This is a genomic window from Arthrobacter liuii (assembly GCF_014639275.1).
Taxonomy (GTDB): domain Bacteria; phylum Actinomycetota; class Actinomycetes; order Actinomycetales; family Micrococcaceae; genus Arthrobacter; species Arthrobacter liuii.
The window spans coordinates 1-19,922 of record NZ_BMFW01000011.1 but is presented as its reverse complement, the minus strand read 5'-3'; the positions used below and the strand labels follow the sequence as shown (position 1 = coordinate 19,922).

At 65.4% G+C, this 19,922-nt stretch carries 15 protein-coding genes and 3 pseudogenes; 6 read left to right on the top strand and 12 right to left on the bottom strand.

What is annotated here, in order from left to right; genetic code table 11:
• Positions 1-56: 56 nt before the first annotated feature.
• Positions 57-1,200, top strand: a pseudogene (locus IEW19_RS12530) (molybdopterin dinucleotide binding domain-containing protein); the annotation flags it as partial.
• A 93-nt stretch (positions 1,201-1,293) separates the two neighbouring features.
• Here IEW19_RS12530 and IEW19_RS12525 read toward each other — a convergent pair.
• Together IEW19_RS12525 and IEW19_RS12520 are read right to left on the bottom strand one after the other, a co-directional pair.
• On the bottom strand, positions 1,294-1,512 hold the full coding sequence (locus IEW19_RS12525) for a hypothetical protein (protein ID WP_188571962.1): 219 nt from the start codon (positions 1,510-1,512) through the stop codon (positions 1,294-1,296).
• Positions 1,513-1,580: 68 nt separating this feature from the next.
• Positions 1,581-3,086: an HNH endonuclease signature motif containing protein gene (locus tag IEW19_RS12520; protein ID WP_188571961.1), complete on the bottom strand. Its 1,506-nt coding sequence runs from the start codon at positions 3,084-3,086 to the stop codon at positions 1,581-1,583.
• A 370-nt stretch (positions 3,087-3,456) separates the two neighbouring features.
• On the opposite strand from IEW19_RS12520, the gene IEW19_RS12515 reads away from it, so the two are divergent.
• The 3 genes and pseudogenes from IEW19_RS12515 to IEW19_RS12505 all read left to right on the top strand — a co-directional run.
• Entirely contained in the window at positions 3,457-4,761 is a 1,305-nt protein-coding gene (locus IEW19_RS12515; protein ID WP_188571960.1) for an aromatic ring-hydroxylating oxygenase subunit alpha, read from the top strand.
• Complete coding sequence (locus IEW19_RS12510; RefSeq protein WP_188571959.1) at positions 4,758-6,158, top strand: ferredoxin reductase; 1,401 nt, start codon at positions 4,758-4,760, stop codon at positions 6,156-6,158. Before IEW19_RS12515 ends, IEW19_RS12510 begins: the two co-directional genes overlap by 4 nt.
• Before the next feature lie 76 nt (positions 6,159-6,234).
• Positions 6,235-6,884: pseudogene (locus IEW19_RS12505) on the top strand (alcohol dehydrogenase catalytic domain-containing protein); the annotation flags it as partial.
• 167 nt (positions 6,885-7,051) lie between these two features.
• Here IEW19_RS12505 and IEW19_RS12500 read toward each other — a convergent pair.
• The 8 genes from IEW19_RS12500 to purU form a co-directional block, all read right to left on the bottom strand.
• Entirely contained in the window at positions 7,052-9,559 is a 2,508-nt protein-coding gene (locus IEW19_RS12500) for a GcvT family protein (RefSeq protein WP_188571958.1), read from the bottom strand.
• A gap of 62 nt (positions 9,560-9,621) precedes the next feature.
• Positions 9,622-9,801, bottom strand: coding sequence for a hypothetical protein (locus tag IEW19_RS12495; RefSeq protein WP_188571957.1), 180 nt, complete (start codon positions 9,799-9,801; stop codon positions 9,622-9,624).
• 379 nt (positions 9,802-10,180) lie between these two features.
• On the bottom strand, positions 10,181-11,593 hold the full coding sequence (locus IEW19_RS12490; protein ID WP_188571956.1) for an MFS transporter: 1,413 nt from the start codon (positions 11,591-11,593) through the stop codon (positions 10,181-10,183).
• Between the two features lie 613 nt (positions 11,594-12,206).
• Positions 12,207-12,425 (bottom strand): hypothetical protein, encoded by a 219-nt coding sequence (locus tag IEW19_RS12485; RefSeq protein WP_188571955.1) that lies wholly within the window; start codon positions 12,423-12,425, stop codon positions 12,207-12,209.
• Between the two features lie 156 nt (positions 12,426-12,581).
• Positions 12,582-13,487 carry a bifunctional 5,10-methylenetetrahydrofolate dehydrogenase/5,10-methenyltetrahydrofolate cyclohydrolase gene (locus tag IEW19_RS12480; protein WP_188571954.1) on the bottom strand — a complete coding sequence of 302 codons (906 nt, stop codon included), beginning with the start codon at positions 13,485-13,487 and terminating at the stop codon, positions 12,582-12,584.
• Complete coding sequence (locus tag IEW19_RS12475; protein WP_188571953.1) at positions 13,484-14,110, bottom strand: cyclodeaminase/cyclohydrolase family protein; 627 nt, start codon at positions 14,108-14,110, stop codon at positions 13,484-13,486. The genes IEW19_RS12480 and IEW19_RS12475 overlap by 4 nt, the downstream gene beginning before the upstream one ends.
• A 4-nt stretch (positions 14,111-14,114) precedes the next feature.
• Positions 14,115-16,607, bottom strand: coding sequence for a GcvT family protein (locus tag IEW19_RS12470; protein WP_188571952.1), 2,493 nt, complete (start codon positions 16,605-16,607; stop codon positions 14,115-14,117).
• Between the two features lie 48 nt (positions 16,608-16,655).
• Positions 16,656-17,561, bottom strand: coding sequence for a formyltetrahydrofolate deformylase (gene purU, locus IEW19_RS12465; RefSeq protein WP_188571951.1), 906 nt, complete (start codon positions 17,559-17,561; stop codon positions 16,656-16,658).
• A gap of 121 nt (positions 17,562-17,682) precedes the next feature.
• Between purU and IEW19_RS12460 the strand changes: the two genes are divergently transcribed.
• The gene (locus tag IEW19_RS12460; protein WP_188571950.1) at positions 17,683-18,363 is read left to right on the top strand and encodes a GntR family transcriptional regulator; all 681 of its coding nucleotides are present in this window, start codon (positions 17,683-17,685) and stop codon (positions 18,361-18,363) included.
• A gap of 128 nt (positions 18,364-18,491) precedes the next feature.
• A complete protein-coding gene (locus IEW19_RS12455; RefSeq protein ID WP_188571949.1) occupies positions 18,492-18,773 on the top strand; it encodes a hypothetical protein in 282 nt (93 codons plus the stop codon).
• A gap of 67 nt (positions 18,774-18,840) precedes the next feature.
• Here the strand turns inward: IEW19_RS12455 and IEW19_RS12450 are convergent, their stop codons facing one another.
• Both IEW19_RS12450 and IEW19_RS12445 read right to left on the bottom strand, forming a co-directional pair.
• Positions 18,841-19,650 carry an IclR family transcriptional regulator gene (locus IEW19_RS12450; RefSeq protein ID WP_188571948.1) on the bottom strand — a complete coding sequence of 270 codons (810 nt, stop codon included), beginning with the start codon at positions 19,648-19,650 and terminating at the stop codon, positions 18,841-18,843.
• A gap of 82 nt (positions 19,651-19,732) precedes the next feature.
• A pseudogene (locus tag IEW19_RS12445) lies at positions 19,733-19,922 on the bottom strand (IS30 family transposase); the annotation flags it as partial.

Sequence of the window (19,922 nt, the reverse complement as noted above, 5' to 3'; positions counted from 1 at the left end):
CAACAGTGAAAGGCGCGCCGGGAAGACCGGTGCGCCTTTCCTTGGCATCGAACAACCCGGTCCGTGGGCACTCGAACGTGCAGGGTGACCGGGACCATGGGCATCTGGGAAAAGCCGAAGGAATGGCTTCTGCAGGCTTTGGATGCTGAGTTCGGTATCTCCTCTCCTCGGCACCACGGCTACGACGCTGTCGAATCGATGGAGGCCTTCGAACGCGACGAGGTGGACGTGTTCGTGTCCACGGGCGGCAACTTTTCGCTGGCCTGCTCCGACACCGGGGCGCTGTAAGCCGGGATTCAGCGGATCGGCTTGACCGTGCACATCTCCACCAAGCCGAACCGCTCGCACATTGTGCATGGCCGCACCTCGCTGATCCTGCCCACGCTGGGGCGGACGGGCAAGGACGACAAACATCCCAAGGGCGCGCAGTTCCTGTCCGTGGAGGACTCCATGTCCGTGGTCCATTCCACCCAGGGGCGGCTGACCCCGGTCTCGGAGCACCTCCTGGCAGAGCCCGTGATCGTGGCGCGGATGGCCGAGGCCACCTTCGGACAGGACCACCCCGTGGACTGGAAGGGCATGGCCGACGACTACGACGTGATCCGCGACCACATTGCCCGCGTCCTGCCAGGGTTCGAGGACTTCAATGCCCGGGTCCGGACCAGGAACGGCTTCGTGCTGCCCAACCCGCCATGCGACACCCGGTCCTTCGCCACGGACATCGGCCGGGGCCGGTTCACAGTGAGCCCGCTGGAGTACCTCACGCCGCCGCCCGGGCACCTGGTGCTGCAGACCCTCCGCAGCCACGACCAGTACAACGCCACGTTCTACGGCCTGGACGACCGCTACCGCGGCATCTCCGGTGGCCGCCGCATGATCCTGATCCACCCCGAGGACCTCGCCGAATCAGGCTTCCAGGACCGGGAACTGGTGAACGTGGTGAGCACCTTCCAAGGCGTTGACCGCCGCGCGGACAAGTTCCGCCTGGTGGCCTACCCCACCGCGAAGGGCTGCGCCGCCGCATACTTCCCGGAGGCCAACGGCCTGGTCCACAAGGAAAACGTGGCCCGTGTGTCCAACACCCCCGGCTTCAAGGCCATGTTCGTCCGCTTCGAGCTGCATAAGGGCGGTGCAGCTGTGGCCGAGGTATCTGCATCCGGGGAGGCGGCAGGGGAGTTGGAGCCCACCCCGGCGGGCTAGCGCTGGACGCGATTGGTCCTGCAGCCCGAAACAGCGACGGCGGCAGTCCGGCAGGTGCCGGTTGCCGCCGTCGCTGTTCCCCCACTCAGGTTTTTATACCGGGTGGTTCCCGTCCTGCCCGGCCTCCGGGTCCAGGTCCTTGCCATAGCTGCTGGCCGACGCGAGACCTCCTACCTGTTGCCCGGCATTCGTTTGCCCGGGCACGAACTGGTCCTCCTGGGCATCCTGTGATGTCGCCTCAGACTCTGGCGCCACGTCCTCCCGCAGGTGTTCGTCGTCCGGAATGTTCTTGGATACCTCTTCATCAGCCATTTCAACAGCCAAGCACCGGCAGCACAGACCAGGCAAGGCCTGGACAGGGCCGCATGAGCCTCGCCGTCTCAGGCGGAGGGCGCGTGCAGGACCAGCTCCAGCCAATCTTCTGCTGGGGATATCTGGATCTGCACGAGGTCCGGAACAGTGTTAAGCGGGCTGCCTTCCTCCGGAACCCGGAAGCGGTCGTGGATGTCCGGCCATCGTGGTGGTTCCCAGTCCTGGTGTTCGCTTGCGTAGTGCCTGCCGGTGGGTGAGAGCCAGCCGGGTGGTTCGTTTTTGCTGGCGGGTGTTGGTTTCCATCCGGTGGTGTGGCGGAGTTTGTGGTGTTTGGGGCAGGGCTGTCCCAGGTTGCTGATCCCCGTGGTGCCGCCCTTGGCCCAGGCGAGGATGTGGTCGGCGTCGTTGTCCAGGGAGTTGTTGCTGCAACCCGGGAACGGGCACTTGGCGTCCCGCATCCGCAACCAGGCCCGCATCGCCTTGGTGGGGCGGTAACTTGTCCGGCCGATCTCCAGCGGCGCCCCGTCCCGCGGGTCCACCAAGACCCGGTAAAACGATCCGGCCCCGTTTGCGACAAGTTGCCGGGCCATTGACGGTGGGATGGGGCCGTACCCGTCCAGCATGGCCGGTTCATCGGTCAACCCCATCAACGCGAACACCGGGACCGTGACCAAAACCTGCGCCCGGATTCGTGGGGACAGATCGTCCTGGGTAGCACTCAAATCGGCAGCGCCACCGCAATCACCGACCGCACCGCTGGTGACACTGACGCCGAGAATTGCGTCTACGAACTTGTCGGCCCGAAGCTGCGGCATGCTGCGGCACTCATCAGGTCCCTGCATGCCCCGGGCGATCGCGGTGAGCCGGTTCCACCCCGCCAGTGCCCGGTCCGCGGGAAGGCACGCGGACAGCCAGGCCATCCCGTCCTGGTCCGGCCGGTACTCCACCCGCCGGTCCGCGATTCCCTTGACGTGGCGCTTCTCGATGCTCTCGGCGTGGTGGCGTTCCCGCCAGGTCCGCGCCTTGGCTTTGAACCGGTGCGCCGGCATCTCCCCGACAGGGCACCCCCGCGCAGGATCCTGGGCGTCAGGGGCCAGGAAATGCGCCTCCAGCGCCGCAGCTCCCGCAGCATCAAGACTGGCCGTCTCGTCCGCCATCACGACGGCGTGCTGCCACGACAAGTCCCCGGCCAGCAAACCCTCCAACGTCCGCGGCAACGAGGTAACAACGGCGTGCGAGGTGGCCAGGAACGACGACGCCGCGCGCGGCCCCAGAGCCAGCACGCAGCCGATCTCCGCCGCCACCGCCATCTCCTGGGCCTGCGCCGGCCCATCTGTGCCCGCCACAACAGAGGCGCTCTCCGCATACTTCACCGCAGCCTTGGCCTTCAGCCCCGCGATCCCGGCCTCAGCCTCCCGGGCGCCTGCAAGTATGTCCAGGCACCCATCAGCCAAACCCGCCAACGGATCAGCCGCCGAAAACGGCTCGGAACCGCACCCATCCGCCTCAGCGTTCAACGCAGCAAGAGCAGCCCGGATGTCCGCATAAGCCTTGGCCACCGTCGCTTTCCCCATAGACACATCATGGCAAGGGGGTACGACATTAATGGGACCGCCGTGCCTGTCCGCGGGAGGGGAGGGCCAGCCAAACGACGGCTCCGGTACCGGATTCTTTACGTTCAGCAATGGGGTCCACCGTGGCACCACCCGTGCTTTTTCGTCATATCCGAAATTCATTGACACCCGGCGTGGCAGGAGTCACACTGTTGCATATGGTGATCGGTGTTGCGTTGGGTGCTTCCAGTTTTCTTCTGGAGTCATCGGTTCCGTTGCTGATGAGCCTCCCCACATTCGTAAACAGAACGTCGTCGACGCTCCCTGTTGCCCCGCCTGCTTCCTAAACACTTCAAATCCCTCACTACCCAGCCCTATCGGGAGGAAACACATGACTACCTCAGTGAATGCGCCCCTCAGCGCACGCGGAAAGCTCGCGTCAACAATGCCTGCCGAGCAGTTGGCTGAGATCACAGAGTTGTTCGCCTTGCGGCGCACGGGCTACTCCCTCGACGCCCCCTTCTACACCGACCCGACGGTCTTCAAGCTCGACATGGAGGCCATCTTCGGCCAGCACTGGATCTTTGCCGGCAGCGTTGCCGAGCTGCCGGAGCCGGGCGATTACATCACGGTGGACTACGGCCCCTACTCCCTGATCGTGCTGCGTAACGACGACGGCGAGGTCAACGTGCTGCACAACGTGTGCCGGCACCGCGGTGCACGCGTCCTGACCGAAGCTGCCGGTTCCACCGGAAACCTTGTCTGTGGCTACCACTCCTGGACGTATTCCCCCGAGGGCAACCTGATCCACGCCTCTGCCCCGGGCGAGGCCAAGTTCGACAAGAACTGCTTCGCCCTCAAGCGCGCCCACAGCCGTGAAGTTGCCGGCCTCATCTTCGTCTGCATCGCGAGCGGACCTCCGGCGGACTTCGACGAGACCTCCAAGATCTTCGAGTCCTACCTTGCGCCGCACGACCTGTCCAAGACGAAGATTGCCTACCAGCAGAACATCATCGAAGAGGGCAACTGGAAGCTCGTCATGGAGAACAACCGTGAGTGCTACCACTGCGACGGGCACCCGGAACTCGCCTGCTCGCTGTTCCCCACGTGGGGCCTTACCGAGGGCCTGATCCCCACCCACCTCGAGGAGGTGTGGGACCGCAACAAGGAAGCCCAGTCCTCCCTCGAGGAGCGGTGCCGCCGCTACGGCCTGCCCTACGAGGTGGTCGAGGAACTTGATACCCGTATCGCCGGTATCCGCATTTCACGCGAATCCCTGGACGGCGAAGGCGAATCGTTCTCGGCCGACGGCCGCAGGCTCTCCAAGAAGCTGCTCGGCGACCTGCCGGACTTCCGCCTGGGCCGCTGCTCGATGCACCTGCAGCCCAACAGCTGGTTCCACTTCCTGGGCGACCACGTCATCACGTTCGGCGTCTTCCCCATCAACGAGCACCAGTCCCTGGTCCGCACCACCTGGCTGGTGGCTGACGACGCCGAGGAGGGCGTGGACTACGACCTGGACAAGCTCACCTACACCTGGAAGCAGACAAACCTGCAGGACAAAGCGTTCGTGGAACTGTGCCAGCAGGGCGCTGCCAGCCCCGCCTACGAGCCCGGCCCGTACATGAAGAGCGAGTACCAGGTGGAGGCCTTCATCAACTGGTACGTCCACCGCGTGCAGGAGCACTTGGCATGATTAATGTCCTCACTGAGACGCTCGTCCAGGAACCACAGCGCATCCGCGGCCTTGAAATGCCGTGGAACCGGGTGATGGGCAGCATTGAAGGACCGGCCAGCGCAGCCAAGGCCCTGGGCCCCTGGCATCCGCAGGAGTTCATGGCCGAATGCGTCGAGACCGTTCCCGAAGCGGGCGGCATGATGACCTTCGTGTTCCGCCGCACCGACGGCGCGCCCCTGGCATTCCGCGCGGGCCAGTACGTGAACATTGCCTTCCCGGTGAACGGCGACGCCCAGGAACCAGTAGACCGCAGCTACTCGCTGTCCAGTTCCCCGACCGAGCCGTGGACCTTCAGCGTCACCGTCAAGCGCGACGCCGGCGGACTGGTTTCCCCGTGGGTGCACCAGAACGTCAGGCCAGGCACCGTCCTGGACATGCTGGGACCCGTGGGGGCATTCCACCTGCCCGATGCAGACCGGCGCGCACGCTACCTCTTCCTGGCCGCCGGTGCGGGCATCACCCCCATCATGTCGATGCTGCGGACCATCCACTCCCTGCCCGGGACCGCCGACGTGGTGGTGCTCTACCACGGCGCGGAAGCCGGCGGCTTTGCCTTCCACCGGGAGTTGGCCTACATCGCTTCGGTGGACTCGCGCGTCAAGGTCTTCTACGCCCTGGGTGACCGCGGCAGGCCCGAGGACTGGGAAGGGTTCACCGGACGGCTGACGGCGGCCATGATCGACGAGGTTGCGCCCGACGCCAACGGCCGGCAGGTATACGCCTGCGGACCCGAGGGGTACCTGAACACCGCCACTGAGCTGCTCAAGAACGTGGGCGTCGACGACACCTCCATCTACATGGAGTTCTTCTCCGGGGACCGGCAGACGCTCCTCGAATACCAGGCCGAGCTCGCCCTGGCGGCGGACATCGCCGGGGAGATCGCTGAGGACATCGCCGAGTCCGCCGAGGACTACTTTGAAAGCCAGCCCGCAGCGTTCGGGATCTACGAGCCCGGCTACGACGGGGACGGAACCCTGCAGGCCACGGGACTGGCGCTGGAAGCCGCCAATCCGGAAGCCCCAGCCGGCACCCCGGCTGCGGTGCCGGAGGCCGGATCCCCGGACGCATCCAGCTTCGACACCGTGGGAACGGGCAGCCTTACCCTGTCCTTCATGCGCACCGGGATCAACGTTCGGATCGACCCAGAGGAGCACATCCTCGAAGTGGCCCAGCGCGCGGGTGTCCGCATCGGCGCCAACTGCAAGGAAGGCATGTGCGGCTCCTGCAAGGTGGTCAAGCTGTCCGGGGAGATCGACATGAACCACCAGGGCGGAATCCGCAAACGGGAAATCGACGCCGGCAAGTTCCTTCCCTGCTGCTCCACGGCGCGCACCGACATGGTGATCGACGCCTAGCCGCGCCCTGGAACGGCGGGAGCCCATCACCCCCATGATTCACCGCAAGTGAAAAGCAAAACCACACGGAAGGTCTGATGCAGCCAGGGTCAGGCCTTCCGAGGTAATCAACGCCAACGACCGGAAGGTCCCGCACGGCGTCATCCTGCGCACCGTCAGCACCAACATCTGCGGGTCCGACCAGCACATGGTCCGCGGCCGGACGACCGCCCCGGCCAGCCTTGTCCTGGGCCACGAGATCACCGGCGAAGTTATCGAAACCGGGCCCGATGTCGAGTTCATCAAGGTCGGGGACACCGTCTCGGTCCCCTTCAACATTTCCTGCGGCCGCTGCCGGAACTGCAAAGAGCGCAAGACCGGGATCTGCCTGAATGTGAACCCGGGCCGTCCCGGCTTTGCCTACGGGTACGTGGACATGGGCGGTTGGGTCGGTGGCCGAGCCGAGTACGTGCTGGTCCCGCCCAGGAAACACCGGCCACGGTGCTCAACTCGCTGATGGACCTCACCACGGCCGGCGGCTCCGTGGGCATTCCCGGCCTCTACGTCACGGGCGACCCGGGAGCTGCGGACGAGGCAGCCCGGAAGGGAAGCCTGTCCCTGTCACTCGCCAAAGCGGTCAACGCAAAGGCCATTTCGCTCGACGATGCATCGCGCGGGTACGCGGAGTTCGACGCCGGAGCGGCCACGAAGTATGTCCTGGACCCGAACGGCTACCTGAACAACTGATGCCAGGCTCCCGCTGCTGACAAGCGGCAAGGTCCAACGGCGGCACCCCACTCAACAGGGTTGGTGCCATTGCCATGCCTGGGGTGAACGCGCTCCGCGGGCAACAAAAAGGTGGTTGGGCCTGCCGGTCTCAAGCAGGCCCAACCACCTGGTGTGGTTGGGGCGGATCAGCCGCGGAGGCGCTCCATGCCCGGGTCAAATAACGGCTCGGCGCTGACGGTGGCGGCTACGCGCCGGCCGAAGTACTCGATCTCCACGGCGTCCCCTTCGGACACCGACGAGGGCAACCAGGCGTAGGCGATGGGCTTGCGGACCGTGTAGCCGTAGGCCGCGCTGGTGACGTAACCGGCGGCTTGCCCGCCCACGTACACCGGTTCCTTGCCCAGCACCACGGACGTGCCGTCGTCGACCGTCAGGCAGCGCAGCGTCTTGGCGGCCGGCTGCTCGCGGAGCGACGCCAGGGCCTCGGCACCAACAAAGTCCGTCTTGTCCTTGGCGACGGAGAAGCCCAAACCGGCCTGGTAGGGGTGGTGCTCGGAGTTCATGTCCGTGCCCCAGAGCCGGTAGCCCTTCTCAAGGCGCATGCTGTTGAAGGCACCGCGGCCGGCAGCGATGATGCCGTACTCCTGGCCGGCCTCGAACATCAGGTCCCAGAGCTTCAGCCCGTACTCGGCGGTGGTGTAGAGCTCCCAGCCGAGTTCGCCTACGTAGGAGAGCCGCATCGCCGTCACGGGTATGCCCCCAACGGAAATCTGCTTCGTGCGGAAGTACTTCAGGCCGTCATTGGTGAGGTCGTCCGTGCTGACCTCGCCGATGACCTCGCGGGCGAGCGGGCCCCACAGGCCGACGCAGCAGGTGCTGCCGGTGATGTCGGTGACATGGGCCCACTGCGCGGGATCGGCCGCCGATTGCCGGCGGGCTTCCACGCGGAGGTAATCGAAGTCAACGTTGCTGTTCACGCCCAGCTGGAACTCTTCCTCCGCCAACCTGGCGACGGTCACGTCGCTGCGGATGCCGCCGTCGTGCTCCAGCAGCAGGCAGTACGTCACGGCACCCGGTTTCTTGGCGATGTTGCCCGTGCTGAGCCGGTGCAGGAGGGCCTGCGCTCCGGGGCCGCTGACGGAGACCCGCTTTAGCGGCGTCATGTCGAAAAGTCCGACGGCGGTGCGCGTCTTCCACGCTTCGACGGCGGAGATGGGGGAGTGGAACATCGCGGACCAGTCGTCGCGCTCGGGCGCCTGCCATTCTGCCGGCAGTTCGGCCAGGAGCCCGCGGTTGGCCTCGAACCAGTGCGGGCGTTCCCAGGCGGCGGACTCCAGGAAGAAGGCACCGAGTTCCTTCTGGCGGACGTTGAACGGGCTGACGCGCAGGTCCCGCGGCGATTCACGCGGCTGCAGCGGGTGCATGACATCGTAGATCTCCACGAAGTTCTGCTGTGAGGTTTCGCTGACGTAAGCGTCGGAGGTCTGCACCTTCTCGAAACGGGTTAGCTCGCAGCCGTGCAGGTCGGTCTGCGGCCGGCCGTCGATGATCAGCTCTGCCATGGCTTTGGCAACGCCGGCCGAGTGCGTAACCCAGACGGCCTCGGCCACGAAGAAGCCCTCGAGCTCCGGCGCCTCTCCCATGAGTGGGCCGCCGTCCGGGGTGAAGGAGAAGATGCCGTTGAAGCCGTCCTGGATTTCGGTGCCGCGCAGTGCCGGCAGCAGGTCCTGGCTGTCCTCCCATGCGGGCACGAAGTCGTCGAGGGTGAAGTCCAGGCGGGAGGGCATGCGGTGGTCGGACATGTCTCCGGCAGGGACTTTCGGCAGTGCGGACATGTCCACGGGCATCGGGCGGTGGGCGTAGCTGCCGATGCCGATGCGGTCGCCCCACTCGCGGTAGTACAGGTCCTTGTCCTGGTAGCGCAGGATGGGCTTGCTGGCACCCTTCGGCAGCTCGTTGACGCCCTCAAGTTCGGCGAGGGGCGTGCTGACCACGTACTGGTGGGCCAGCGGCAGGAGGGGCACCTCCAAGCCCACCATCTTCCCGAGTTCACGGCCCCAGAAGCCTGCGCAGGACACCACAATGTCAGCCGGGATCACGCCGTCGGACGTCTCGACGCCGGTGACCTTGCCGCCCTCCTGGGCGATGCCGGTGACGGTAGTGGAGCCGCGGTAGGTGACGCCGCGCTCGCGCGTGCGCTCGATCAGCAGCTGGACAGCGCGGGCCGCCAGCGCGAGGCCGTCGGTGGGGATGAGGAGGCCGCCCAGGACCTCCCGGCCGCCACTGAGCTTCCTCGTGTTCAGCAGGGGGTAGATCTTTTCGCATTCGTCGGCGTCCACGATCCGGCTTTCGACGCCCCAGGAGGTCATCACGCCCATCTTGCGTTTGAGGTCCGCCAGGCGCTCCGGAGTGGTTGCCAGTTCAAGGCCGCCCACTTGGTTGAAGCAGGACTGGCCGTCCTTGCTCAGGGCGAGCAGCTTGTTGACGGTGTAGGTTGCGAATTCCGTCATGGTCCTGGACGGGTTGTTCTGGAACACGAGGCCCGGAGCGTGCGACGTGGAGCCGCCTGCCAGCTCCAGCGGGCCCTGCTCGACGACGGTGATGTCGTTCCAGCCGCGGCTTGCCAGCTCGTCGGCGAGGTTGGTGCCGACGATGCCGGCTCCGATGATGACGACGCGGGGTGATGCGCTCATAATGTCGTGGTTCTCCTGGTTGATGCTGGGCTGGGCTCCGGCGGTCCGGCGGTCCGGACGGTTCAGGGCTGGACGTGTCCGGTCACGGTCAGGCCCGGAGGAAGGTTGGGTGCTTCGGTGGATTCGTGGACCATGATCACGGCGGCGACGCTACTGTCCCGGAGGTTGAACTTGGCGAGCGAGGTGTCGAGGCGCAGGGCTTCACCTGGTGCCAGTTCACTGAGCGGGCATGCCTGGTGCATTCGGGGTACCTCGAAATTTTCTGAGCGGGTGCGTCTTGCCGGCGACGGTCGTTTGCTTCGCTATAAGCAACGTGCATCACTATATGCAACACAGTGGCGCAGCTCACATGGAATGTCAAGGGTTTGCTGCATTGTTGCGTCAGCTGCCGTTACCAATGCAGCGCTGACGCTGCATCGCAGATCTTCGCGGAACCCTTCACGACGCAGGCGCGATGTCCAGTCCAACACCCTGCTGATCCACTCGGCGCGGCAAGTGACTTTTGCCGAAGAACAGGAAGGGCCGGTTAAAACTGAACCGCTCCCCGAAAGTTGGACTGGGAAATCAGTTCTGACTTTCGGGGAGCAGTTCAAACACGCCGGACCGTGCAGTCCCGGTGTGTCAGTGGGAGACGTCTGCTGAGATCTCGGCGAGGGTGCGCCCCTTCGTCTCAGGCGCGAGCCATTGCGAGAGGATTGCGCCGAGTAATGCGACCGCGGCGGCTACCACCATGCTTGGGCCCATGCCGATGTTGCTGATCGCCCAGGGCAGGGCGAAGGTGCCGAGTGCGGCTCCGATGCGGCTGAAGGCCGCGGCGAAGCCCATGCCGATGCCCCGCAGGTGGCCGGGGAACAGCTCGGCCGGATAGACCTGGGTCAACGTCGTGTAGCCGGCATTGAAGAAGGAGAAGGCGAGGAACAGGGCCAGTATGAGGATCGCTGGTGCGTCCGCCCAGACTCCGATGACCAGCAGGATGCCTGCGCAGAGCCACTGCCCGGGCACGGTGAGGATTCGGCGCCCGCGCCTGTCAATCAGCAGCACAGTTGTGACAACACCCGCGGTCGCAAGGGCGGACAGGCCGACTCCACCGGCCCAGCCGCCGCCGAAGCCGAACTGGGTGAGCACGTCGTCGGCGAAGGTTGCGATCGCGAAGTACGGGGTGACCGCGCAGAACCAAAAACCCGAGGTGAAGAGGGTGGTGCGCCAGTTATGCCTTGAGAACAGCATTCCGATTGAGGCGCTCTGGATTTTGGTCCGGCTCTGCGCGGCTTGGGCCTCCTGGATCATCCTCAGGTCGATCTCTTCGGTGATGCTGTTGTGCATCTGGGGCGATTCGACGTATTTGTGTGCGATGGCGAGTGCTTCCTCACGCCGTCCCTTCGTAATGAGCCAGCTCGGTGATTCGGGGAGACCGAAGCGGGCGAGGAACAGGACGAATGCGAGTATCGTGCTCGTGCCGATTACGAGGCGCCATGGGGTGCCGGCGTCGTGCAGGAGCGTGCCAATGATGAATGCCATCATGAAGCCGACGTACCAGGCGATCAGGGTCAGCCCGAGCAATCGCCCGCGGAGCTTTGGAGGGGAGAACTCTGATAGCAATGGGCCACCGATTGCGTACTCGCCGCCGATCGCGACGCCCATCATGAACCGGATGATGGCCAGCTGGATCACGGCTCCGTCTCCGGAGGTTACGAAGAACTGGGCCGCTGATGCGAGGAGGAACAGGCCCATGTCCACGAGGAACATGGGCTTGCGTCCGAACTTGTCAGTAGCCCAGCCAGCCAGCGGGGAGCCGACGAAGATACCAGCCAGCGGGCCTGCAGCGATCATGCCCAGAGATAGCGCGTCGAGCTGGAGATCTGACCGCATGGGTCCGGTGACGGGGCCGATGATTCCGAGGATGTAACCGTCGAGGAACATCCCGCCGATGAAGACAGCGACAAGCCGCACCATGAAGCGGCGTTTGAACTTGGAGCTGGTCTCTTTTGATATGGAGGTGTCGACGGTGGCCGTCGTCCTGGTCGGATTGATCATTAAGATTCGTTCCCTTCTGCTTCAGCGCAAACCGTTGACGGCACTAGAGCGCCGTTTGCCGGACGTGCGGACAGACGCAGCCCTTGATGACCGGTGGACGAGGCCGACTGGCTCGATGCCAGCCGATATTGCCGCGCAGGACTGGCGGGATGACTTCGGCGTCGTCCCCAGATTCCGGCGCTCCGCACTGCTTTGATCGATGGTGCTGACACCTTTGATAGTCATAAACAGTTTCCTTTAGTGATTTAGCGCTGCCGCAGGGATGCTGACAACGTTGTGCGGCCGATGCGCGAGCCAGGGCTCCCCTTTGGATCGGCCATCATGAATTCGTTCGTCTGTTTCCAAGGCCATCACGGGTGGAGCCGGGGGCGGGAAGGAGCATATCCAGGTGAGCTTCGTTCCGTGATGATCAACAACGTTCGCTGTATGCAACAAAATCGTGCGCTAGGTCACACTCAATGTCAAGAGCGTGAGCTGTGAAAGACGAAGTATGTAAGCGTTCTTGCTTCGTGCTCCGGGGCATGCCGAAGGCCCTACCCGTTGGGATAGGGAGACCGCCCCGGGTTGTCGTACCGAGTGCCGCGGTGAGGGGTAAACAGGTCAAACCTCCGCGTCAGGCTGGGATGGTGGCCTCCAGACGTGGCCGGGCCAGCCGTTCCCGGCCGGGGTAGACGTTCAGGCTGTTGTGCGGGACGGCCACGGGCGGGAGCGGACCGGCGGCACCGAAGGCTACATGGCGCGCTTCGGACCACGGTATGCACCCGCGTTCCGGGACGGTGCCCGGCGCGGCGGTGCTTCCGGAAACGGTGGCTGTCAGTCCATTGGCCGCCATCCTGGCCCCTTCTCGTTGAGTCTCCGGCACCGTGCCGGTTGCGGGGCCCCGTTGTCCGAAAACGGTGCTTCGATGAGGAATACCTCCCCAGGTCTTAGGCCCACCGAAGCACCTTTCACGGAGAACGGGACACCCGTTGACAATGCTGTGTCCTTCCTAGCCCGCGGCTTCCAGGACCTGGGGCTCCAGGGCCTCGGACGCCGGCGGCGGGGATGACCGTTGCCTGCGTGCGGCCTCCACGGTGTGAAGGAGCAGCAACGCCGTGGTCACAGAGCCCACGCCGCCGGGAACCGGAGTGAGCGCCGCTGCTGTCCCGGTGACGGTGGCTTCGTCCACGTCACCCACCAGCGAGCCGTCGGGAAGGACGTTCGTGCCGACGTCGACCACCACTGTCCGGGAGGAGACGTCGCTGCCTCCCAGCAGTCCGGCGCGGCCGGCGGCCACCACCACCACATCGGCATCCTTCGTGTAGCGCGCCAGCGGGCCCGACCTGGAATGGCAGACCGTCACGGCGGCGTCGCGTGCCAGCAGCAGGAGGGACAAGGGTTTGCCCACTATGGCGGACCGGCCCACCACCACAACGCCCTTGCCCGCCAGGGGAATCCGGTAATGCTCCAGGATCTCGACGACGGAGCGCGCGGTAGCGGGCGCAAAGGCCGGCTGCCCGACGGCAAGGCGTCCCAGGCTCAGCGGATTGGCGCCGTCAATGTCCTTTTCCGGGGCGATGAGGCCCACCAGGCTGTCGGTCCGGACACCGGGCGGCAGCGGGGTTTGCAGGATGATGCCGTTGACGGAGGGTTCGGCGCTGAGGTCCCGCAGGACGCCGGCCAGCACCGGCTCCGTTGCGTCGTGTCCCAGGTCGATGATCCGGCAGCCGACTCCGGTGCGCTCTGCTGCCCGCTCAATGGAACGGACGTACCAGTGCGTTGACTCGTCGGCGGTCGCCATGACCACCGCCACGACCGGGCGGACGCCGTCCACCCCAAGCGACCGGACCTGCTCCTGGACCTCCTGCTGGAACAAAGCGGCCAAAGGTTTTCCGGAAAGTAATGTGGTGCTCAACCAAGGATCCTTTCCCCCACGCGGGTCGAGAGGGCATCTGCTGCCACGACCACCTTTTCCTCAATGCCGTCCGTCTGCCGCGCAAGTCGGGCCCGTGCCTCCGGGTCCTTGACGGCCACAACGTTGATGTCGATGTTCACGCGCGCTGTAGTGGCGGCTGCCCGGGCGGCATCGGCGGCCGCTGCGACGTCGCTGATGACGTTGGCGTTGGCGACGTCGAACAGCTCGGTGGCAAGGTCCACGATGTCGCCAGACAGCTTGATAAGCCGCGCAGGGGTCTGCGCCGCCTGGATGAGTGCGGACTGGATCCCGACAGCGCGGGCGGCCTTGAGCTCAGCCGTGCCGGACGGGAGTTTGTAGGAGTCGATGACTGCCTGGAAGGCCTCTTCGTCCGCGTCGGCCAGGCGCAGTGCCTCGCCGACGAGACCGTCGGCAGCCGCGGTAATGCGCTGCACCAGGGGTGCGTGCTGTTCGTACTTGGCGCCGGTGGTGTACCGCGCCACCATGGCCACCAACGCTGCACCCTGGGCCGCGTGCAGGGCCGCGGCAGCACCGCCGCCCGGCGTCGGCTTCTTGGCGGCCAACCGGGTGAGGTAGCTGCTGATCGTCTCTGAGCTGATCATGGCCTTACCCGCGGAGCCGGGTCATGGTGGGGTCGTACAGCGGGTCCTGGGTGACCGTGGCCACGATCCGGCGCCCGAAGTACTCGATCTCCACGGAGTCGCCGATCGAAACTTCGGCGGGCAGGTAGGAGTAGGCGATCGGTTTCCTGGCCGTGTAGCCGTACGCGGCGCTGGTCACGTAGCCAACTGCCTGGTCCTTGTAGAACACCGGTTCCTTGCCCAGCACCAGGCTGCGGCCGTCGTCGACCGTGAGGCAGCGCAGGCGCCGCGCGGAGTTCTCCTCGGTGCGGCCTTCCAGGGCCGCCTTTCCGACGAAGTTGTCCTTGGCCATCTTCACGGCGAAGCCCAGGCCGGCTTCGAAGGGATCGTGTTCGGTGGTCATGTCCGTGCCCCAGGAGCGGTAGCCCTTCTCCAGGCGGAGCGAGCTGAACGCGGCCCGTCCGGCCGCGATGACGCCGAACGGCTGGCCGGCCTTCCACAGCGCATCCCAGAGGCGCTGGCCGTTGTCGGCGCTGGTGTACAGTTCCCAGCCCAGCTCGCCGACGTAGGACAGGCGCATGGCGGTGACGGGTACGCCGCCGATGACCACCTGCTTGGACCGGAAGTACTTCAGGCCGTCATTGGAGAAGTCATCGCTGCTGACCGCGCCGACTACCTCGCGGGCCAGCGGGCCCCACAGGCCGATGCAGCAGGTGCCGCCGGTGGTGTCGCGGACCTGGACCCAGTCGTTGGCCGTTCCTCTTTCGGTCTGGTGGCGGGCGGCGCGTTCGAAGTAGGCGGTGTCGATGTTGCTGTTGGCGCCGAGCTGGAAGGTGTCCTCGGTGAGGCGGGCGACGGTGATGTCACTGCGGATCCCGCCGGCGTGGTCCAGCAGCAGCGTGTAGGTAACGGCTCCCGGCTTCTTGTTCAGGTCCGCGGTGGTGAGTTCCTGCAGCAGCTTCAGGGCGCCTGGGCCGGAGATTTCGAGGCGCTTCAGGGGCGTCATGTCGTACATGGCGACGGCGGTGCGCGTCTTCCATGCCTCGGCTGCGGCAATTGGCGAGCTGAACATGCCGGACCAGGAATCGCGGGCCGGCGGCTGCCAGTCTGCGGGCATCTCCTTGAGGAGCTCGGCGTTGGCCTCGAACCAGTAGGGGCGTTCCCAGCCGGCACCTTCGAGGAAGTAGCCGCCGAGTTCCTTGTGGCGGGCGTAGAAGGGGGACACGCGCAGGTTGCGCGGGGAGAGCTTGGGCTGGAGGGGGTGCAGGACGTCGTAAATCTCCACGAAGTTCTGCTGCGAGGTTTCGCTGACGTATTCGGGGGTCAGCTGGACGTCCTCGAAGCGGTGGATGTCGCAGTCGCCCAGGTCGATGCTGGACTTGCCGTCCACGAGGAGTTCGGCGACGGCGCGGGCGATGCCCGCCGAGTGCGTGACCCAGACAGCTTCGGCCACGAAGAAGCCGTCGAGTTCCTTGGACTCGCCAACGAGGGAGCCGCCGTCGGGGGTGAAGGAGAAGATGCCGTTGAAGCCGTCCTCGATCTCGCTTTCGCGCAGGGCGGGGAGCAACCGTTTGGTGGCTTCCCAGGCCGGGAGGAAGTCCTCCACCGTGAAGTCCAGCCGGGACGGCATGTTGTGCTCGCTGATCTCGTTCGGCTTGAAGCTGCCGAGTTCGTCCAGGTCAACGGGCATGGGCTTGTGGGCGTAGGAGCCAATGCCGTACCGGTCGCCGTGCTCGCGGTAGTAGAGGTCCTGGTCCTGGTGGCGGAGGATGGGCAGCGAAGCGCCGTTGGGCAGTTCGTTCTTGCCCTGCTGCGCCGGGACCGGGGTGGTTTTGACGTACTGGTGCGCCAGCGGCAGCAGCGGCACGGACATGCCGATCAGCTCCCCGACCTTGGCGCCCCAGAACCCGGCGCAGGAGACCACGATGTCGGCCGGGACCACGCCGTCGGGCGTCTGGACCCCGGTGACCCGGCGGCCGGACTGTTCGATGCCCGTGACTTTGGTGTTGCCGATGTACTTCACGCCGGCCGCCTCGGTGCGCTTGATCAGCAGCTGGACGGCGCGGGCTGCCAAAGCAAGGCCGTCGCTGGGAACGTGGAGGCCGCCGAGGATGTCCTCTCCGTTAATGAGGGGGTAGAGCTCCTTGCATTCGGCCGGGGAGAGGATGGAGCCTTCGATGCCCCAGGAGGCGGCGTAGCCGAGCTTGCGCTTCAGGTCCGCCAGGCGGGTCTCGGTGGTGGCGACTTCCAGGCCGCCCACCTGGTTGAAGCAGCTGACGCCATCTTCGGTGAGGGACAGCAGCTTTTCCACGGTGTACTTGGCGAACAGGGCCATGGACTTGGAGGGGTTGGTCTGGAAGACGAGTCCCGGGGCGTGCGAGGTGGAGCCGCCCGGCATGTTGAGGGGTCCCTGGTCGAGGACGGTGATGTTGTTCCAGCCGCGCGTAACGAGTTCATCCGCGAGGTTGGCGCCGACGATGCCGGCTCCGATGATGACAATGCGTGGTGACGATTCCAAGGGGTCTCTCCTGCTGCCTTACGAGTTATGTCTGCGGACGAGGTGTGCTTACCGGAACACCACGGTGCTGGTCTGGTCCCGCAGCACGCGGTGCTGGCAGTGCCAGCGGACGGCACGGGACAAGGCCAGTGCCTCGGCGTCCTGGCCCACGTGGGACAGCTGCGCCGGGCCATAGGTGTGGTCCACGCGAATGACTTCCTGCTCGATGATCGGCCCCTCGTCCAGGTCGGCGGTGACGTAATGGGCGGTGGCGCCCACCAGCTTGACTCCGCGGTCGTAGGCCTGGTGGTAGGGGCGCGCGCCCTTGAACCCGGGGAGGAAGGAGTGGTGGATGTTGATGGCCCGGCCCTCCAGTGCCCGGCACAGATCGTCGGAGAGTACCTGCATGTAACGGGCCAGGACCACGAGGTCGGCCTCGTACTCATCCACCAGTTCCAGCAGCTGGCGCTCTGCTTCGGCCTTGGTGCCCGGGGTGACGGGGACGTAGATGAAGGGGAGCCCGGCGGCTTCCGCCATGGCGCGGTGGGTCTCGTGGTTGGAAACGACTGCAACCAGCTCGCCGCCAAGGCTGCCGCCCCGCCAGCGGAAGATGAGGTCGTTGAGGCAGTGGCCGAACTTTGACACCATGACCAGGACGCGCTTGGGTATCTGGTCGTGGAAGCTGAACTTCATGTCGAACCGGCTGGCGATGCCCGCGAACTCTTCCTCGAGCATGGCAGGCGTGTAGCCGGGGGAGCCGGAGAACGCGGTGCGCAGGTGGAGTGTCTCGCGCAGGCTGTCGTCGAACTGCTGGTGCTCGTCGATATTGAAGCCACGCTCGAACAGGAACGTGGCCACCGCCTGCACGATCCCGGCCTGCTCGCGGCAGGACAGGGTCAGCACGAACTTCTGCGCCTGCTCTTCCTTGAGCGCCGGCAGGGTGATGGTTGCTGAGGCTGCTTCGATGAGGGTCATGCCCCTCCTCCTTCTAGATATATTCAAAAGCGATGAACTGATATATTAGATTGGGTGCCAGCGTATACTGGTCCATAGGCTAGGTCAATGGTTTTTTCAGGTTGGGAAGAAGGGGCTCAGCGTGGCATTCGAAGCTTTGGCGGCGACGGACGACTTGGGGAGGAAGTCCCTGGCCGACGTCGCCTATGAGAGCATCCGCGACTGGCTGCTGACCCTTGAAATCAAACCCGGCGAGCTGCTAAACGACGAGCTCCTGGCCAAGAATCTAGGTGTGGGACGCACTCCAGTGCGCGAAGCCCTGAAGCGACTGGAACTGGACCGGCTGGTGAAGACCTATCCCCGGCGGGGCACCTTCGCTACCCGGGTGGACGTAACTGACCTCTCCTTCATTTCGGAGATCCGCGCCCAGCTCGAGCCCCTCGCGGCGGCGCGTGCCGCACGGGTGGCTTCCCCTGCGGTCCGGGACGAGCTGCGTGCCACGCTCGGGAAGGTTGAAGCGTTCGATGTGTCCGCGGCGACCGTGACGGAGACGCTGCAGCTGGATGCCCGGGTGCACCAGGGCATCTACGCCGCCGCTGCCAACCCGCACCTGGAGGACATCCTGATCCGCTATGACAACCTGGCGACGCGTATCTGGTGCATGGTCATTGACCGGCTGCCGGACTTGTCCCATCACGTTCGTGAACACCTCGATCTGCTCCGCGCCGTCATCGACGGGGATGAGGAGCGGGCCGCGGAGCTTGCCCGCGTCCACGTGAGCGGATTCGAAAGTGCGGTGCGGGAGGCGCTTTTCAGGGCCTAGTGCCATCTGCGTCGGGGTGCCTGTTGACATGAATGCGACCTGCACCATACTCTCAGTCCAAGCTGATATATGAAATAAATATCAGCGACGGATTCGAGCGGCGACGGCGCCGGCGGTCGGAGCGGCCAGTGAATTCCCAAGCAGCCCTTGAAGCCGCACGTGGCGCCACCCACCTTGACCTCGAACTAGATGGGCAGGGCCGCGGCACGTTGAAAAAGGCTCCCGGCCTCCGGGTCGACTGGTCGCGACTACCCGGCCGCAGCGTCGAAGTGCGGCTGCGGGGTGAGCACGTGGCCAGCGGGGTGGTGGACCAGTCTGCGGAGGACGGCTCAGTGCTCTGGATAGCCGCCGAGGGCATCAGCACCCGGCGCATTTTCGACAAGTCGTCCGGCTACCAAATCTGGGTTTAGCACTCCACGGCAGTGACCCCGGGTCTAAACGAACCCGCGGTCACTGCCGTGTTGACTCTCGGAGCTCTCAGCGCTGTGTGTAACCCATGTTGGCGCTGACTTTGAGTCCCGCGTCCTTGAGGGTTTCCAGCAGGCCCGGGATCTTCTCCGGGTCGAACCGGAATGCCGGCCCGGAAATGCTGAGGGCGCCGATCACGACGCCTTGGTGGTTGTAGACGGGCACTGCCACGGCATTCAGGCCGATCTCGAACTCCTCCCGCACCACCGCGTACCCCTTGGCCGCTGTCTCGAGCAGCTGTGCGTCCAGCTCCTTGCGGGCGGTGATGGTGCGGGCGGTGCGGGCAGTCAGGCCCGTCTCCTTCAGGATTCGGTCCCGGTCGTCCGCCTCCAGCGCCGCCAGGAGGACCTTGCCGCTGGAGGTGGCGTGCAGCGGGGTCAGGCTTCCCACCCAGTCGTAGGTGGCCAGCGTGGAGGGGCCCATGGCCTGGTCCACGTTTACGGCGTAGTTGGAGCGCAGGACAGCCAGGTTGACGGTTTCCTTGAATTCCTGGGCCAGGTTTTCCAGGACCGGCCGTGCCTCGTGGACCAGGCTCAGCCGGCCGGGAATGGAGCTGGCCAGGCGCAGGATGCCGAACCCCAGCTGGTACTTCCCGCGCTCGCTCTTCTGATGGACCATCTCCCGGCTGACCAGGGAACCCATGAGCCGGGAGACCGTGGACTTGTGGATGCCCATCTCCTCGGCAATCTCGCTGACACCGGCACTGCCTTCCCTGGCCAGGATCTCCAGGACGGTCAGGGCGCGCTCCACGGACTGGACCCCGCCTGACTGGCCGGCGTCGGCATCGGTATCGGTTTCCGGTTCTTTTTTAGGAGCCATACTTCCTGATCCTATGCCGCGAGTTGGCACTTAACAGTAATGGCGGAGCGGCAAAGTCAACTAGTCAGTGCAACGCAGGGGTTTAGGCCGCTGTTTGCAGCAGCAGCTGGTTCAGCCGGTTGGCTGGGGTCTCGAGGTTCAGGGTGGCCGGGGACGGCGGTTGAGTTTCGCGGCGACCTGGCGGAGGTCCTCCGGGGTGTGGACGGAGAGGTCTGAGCCTTTCTCGAACCAGAACCGCAGGAGCCGGTTGGTGTTCTCGTTGGTCCCGCGTT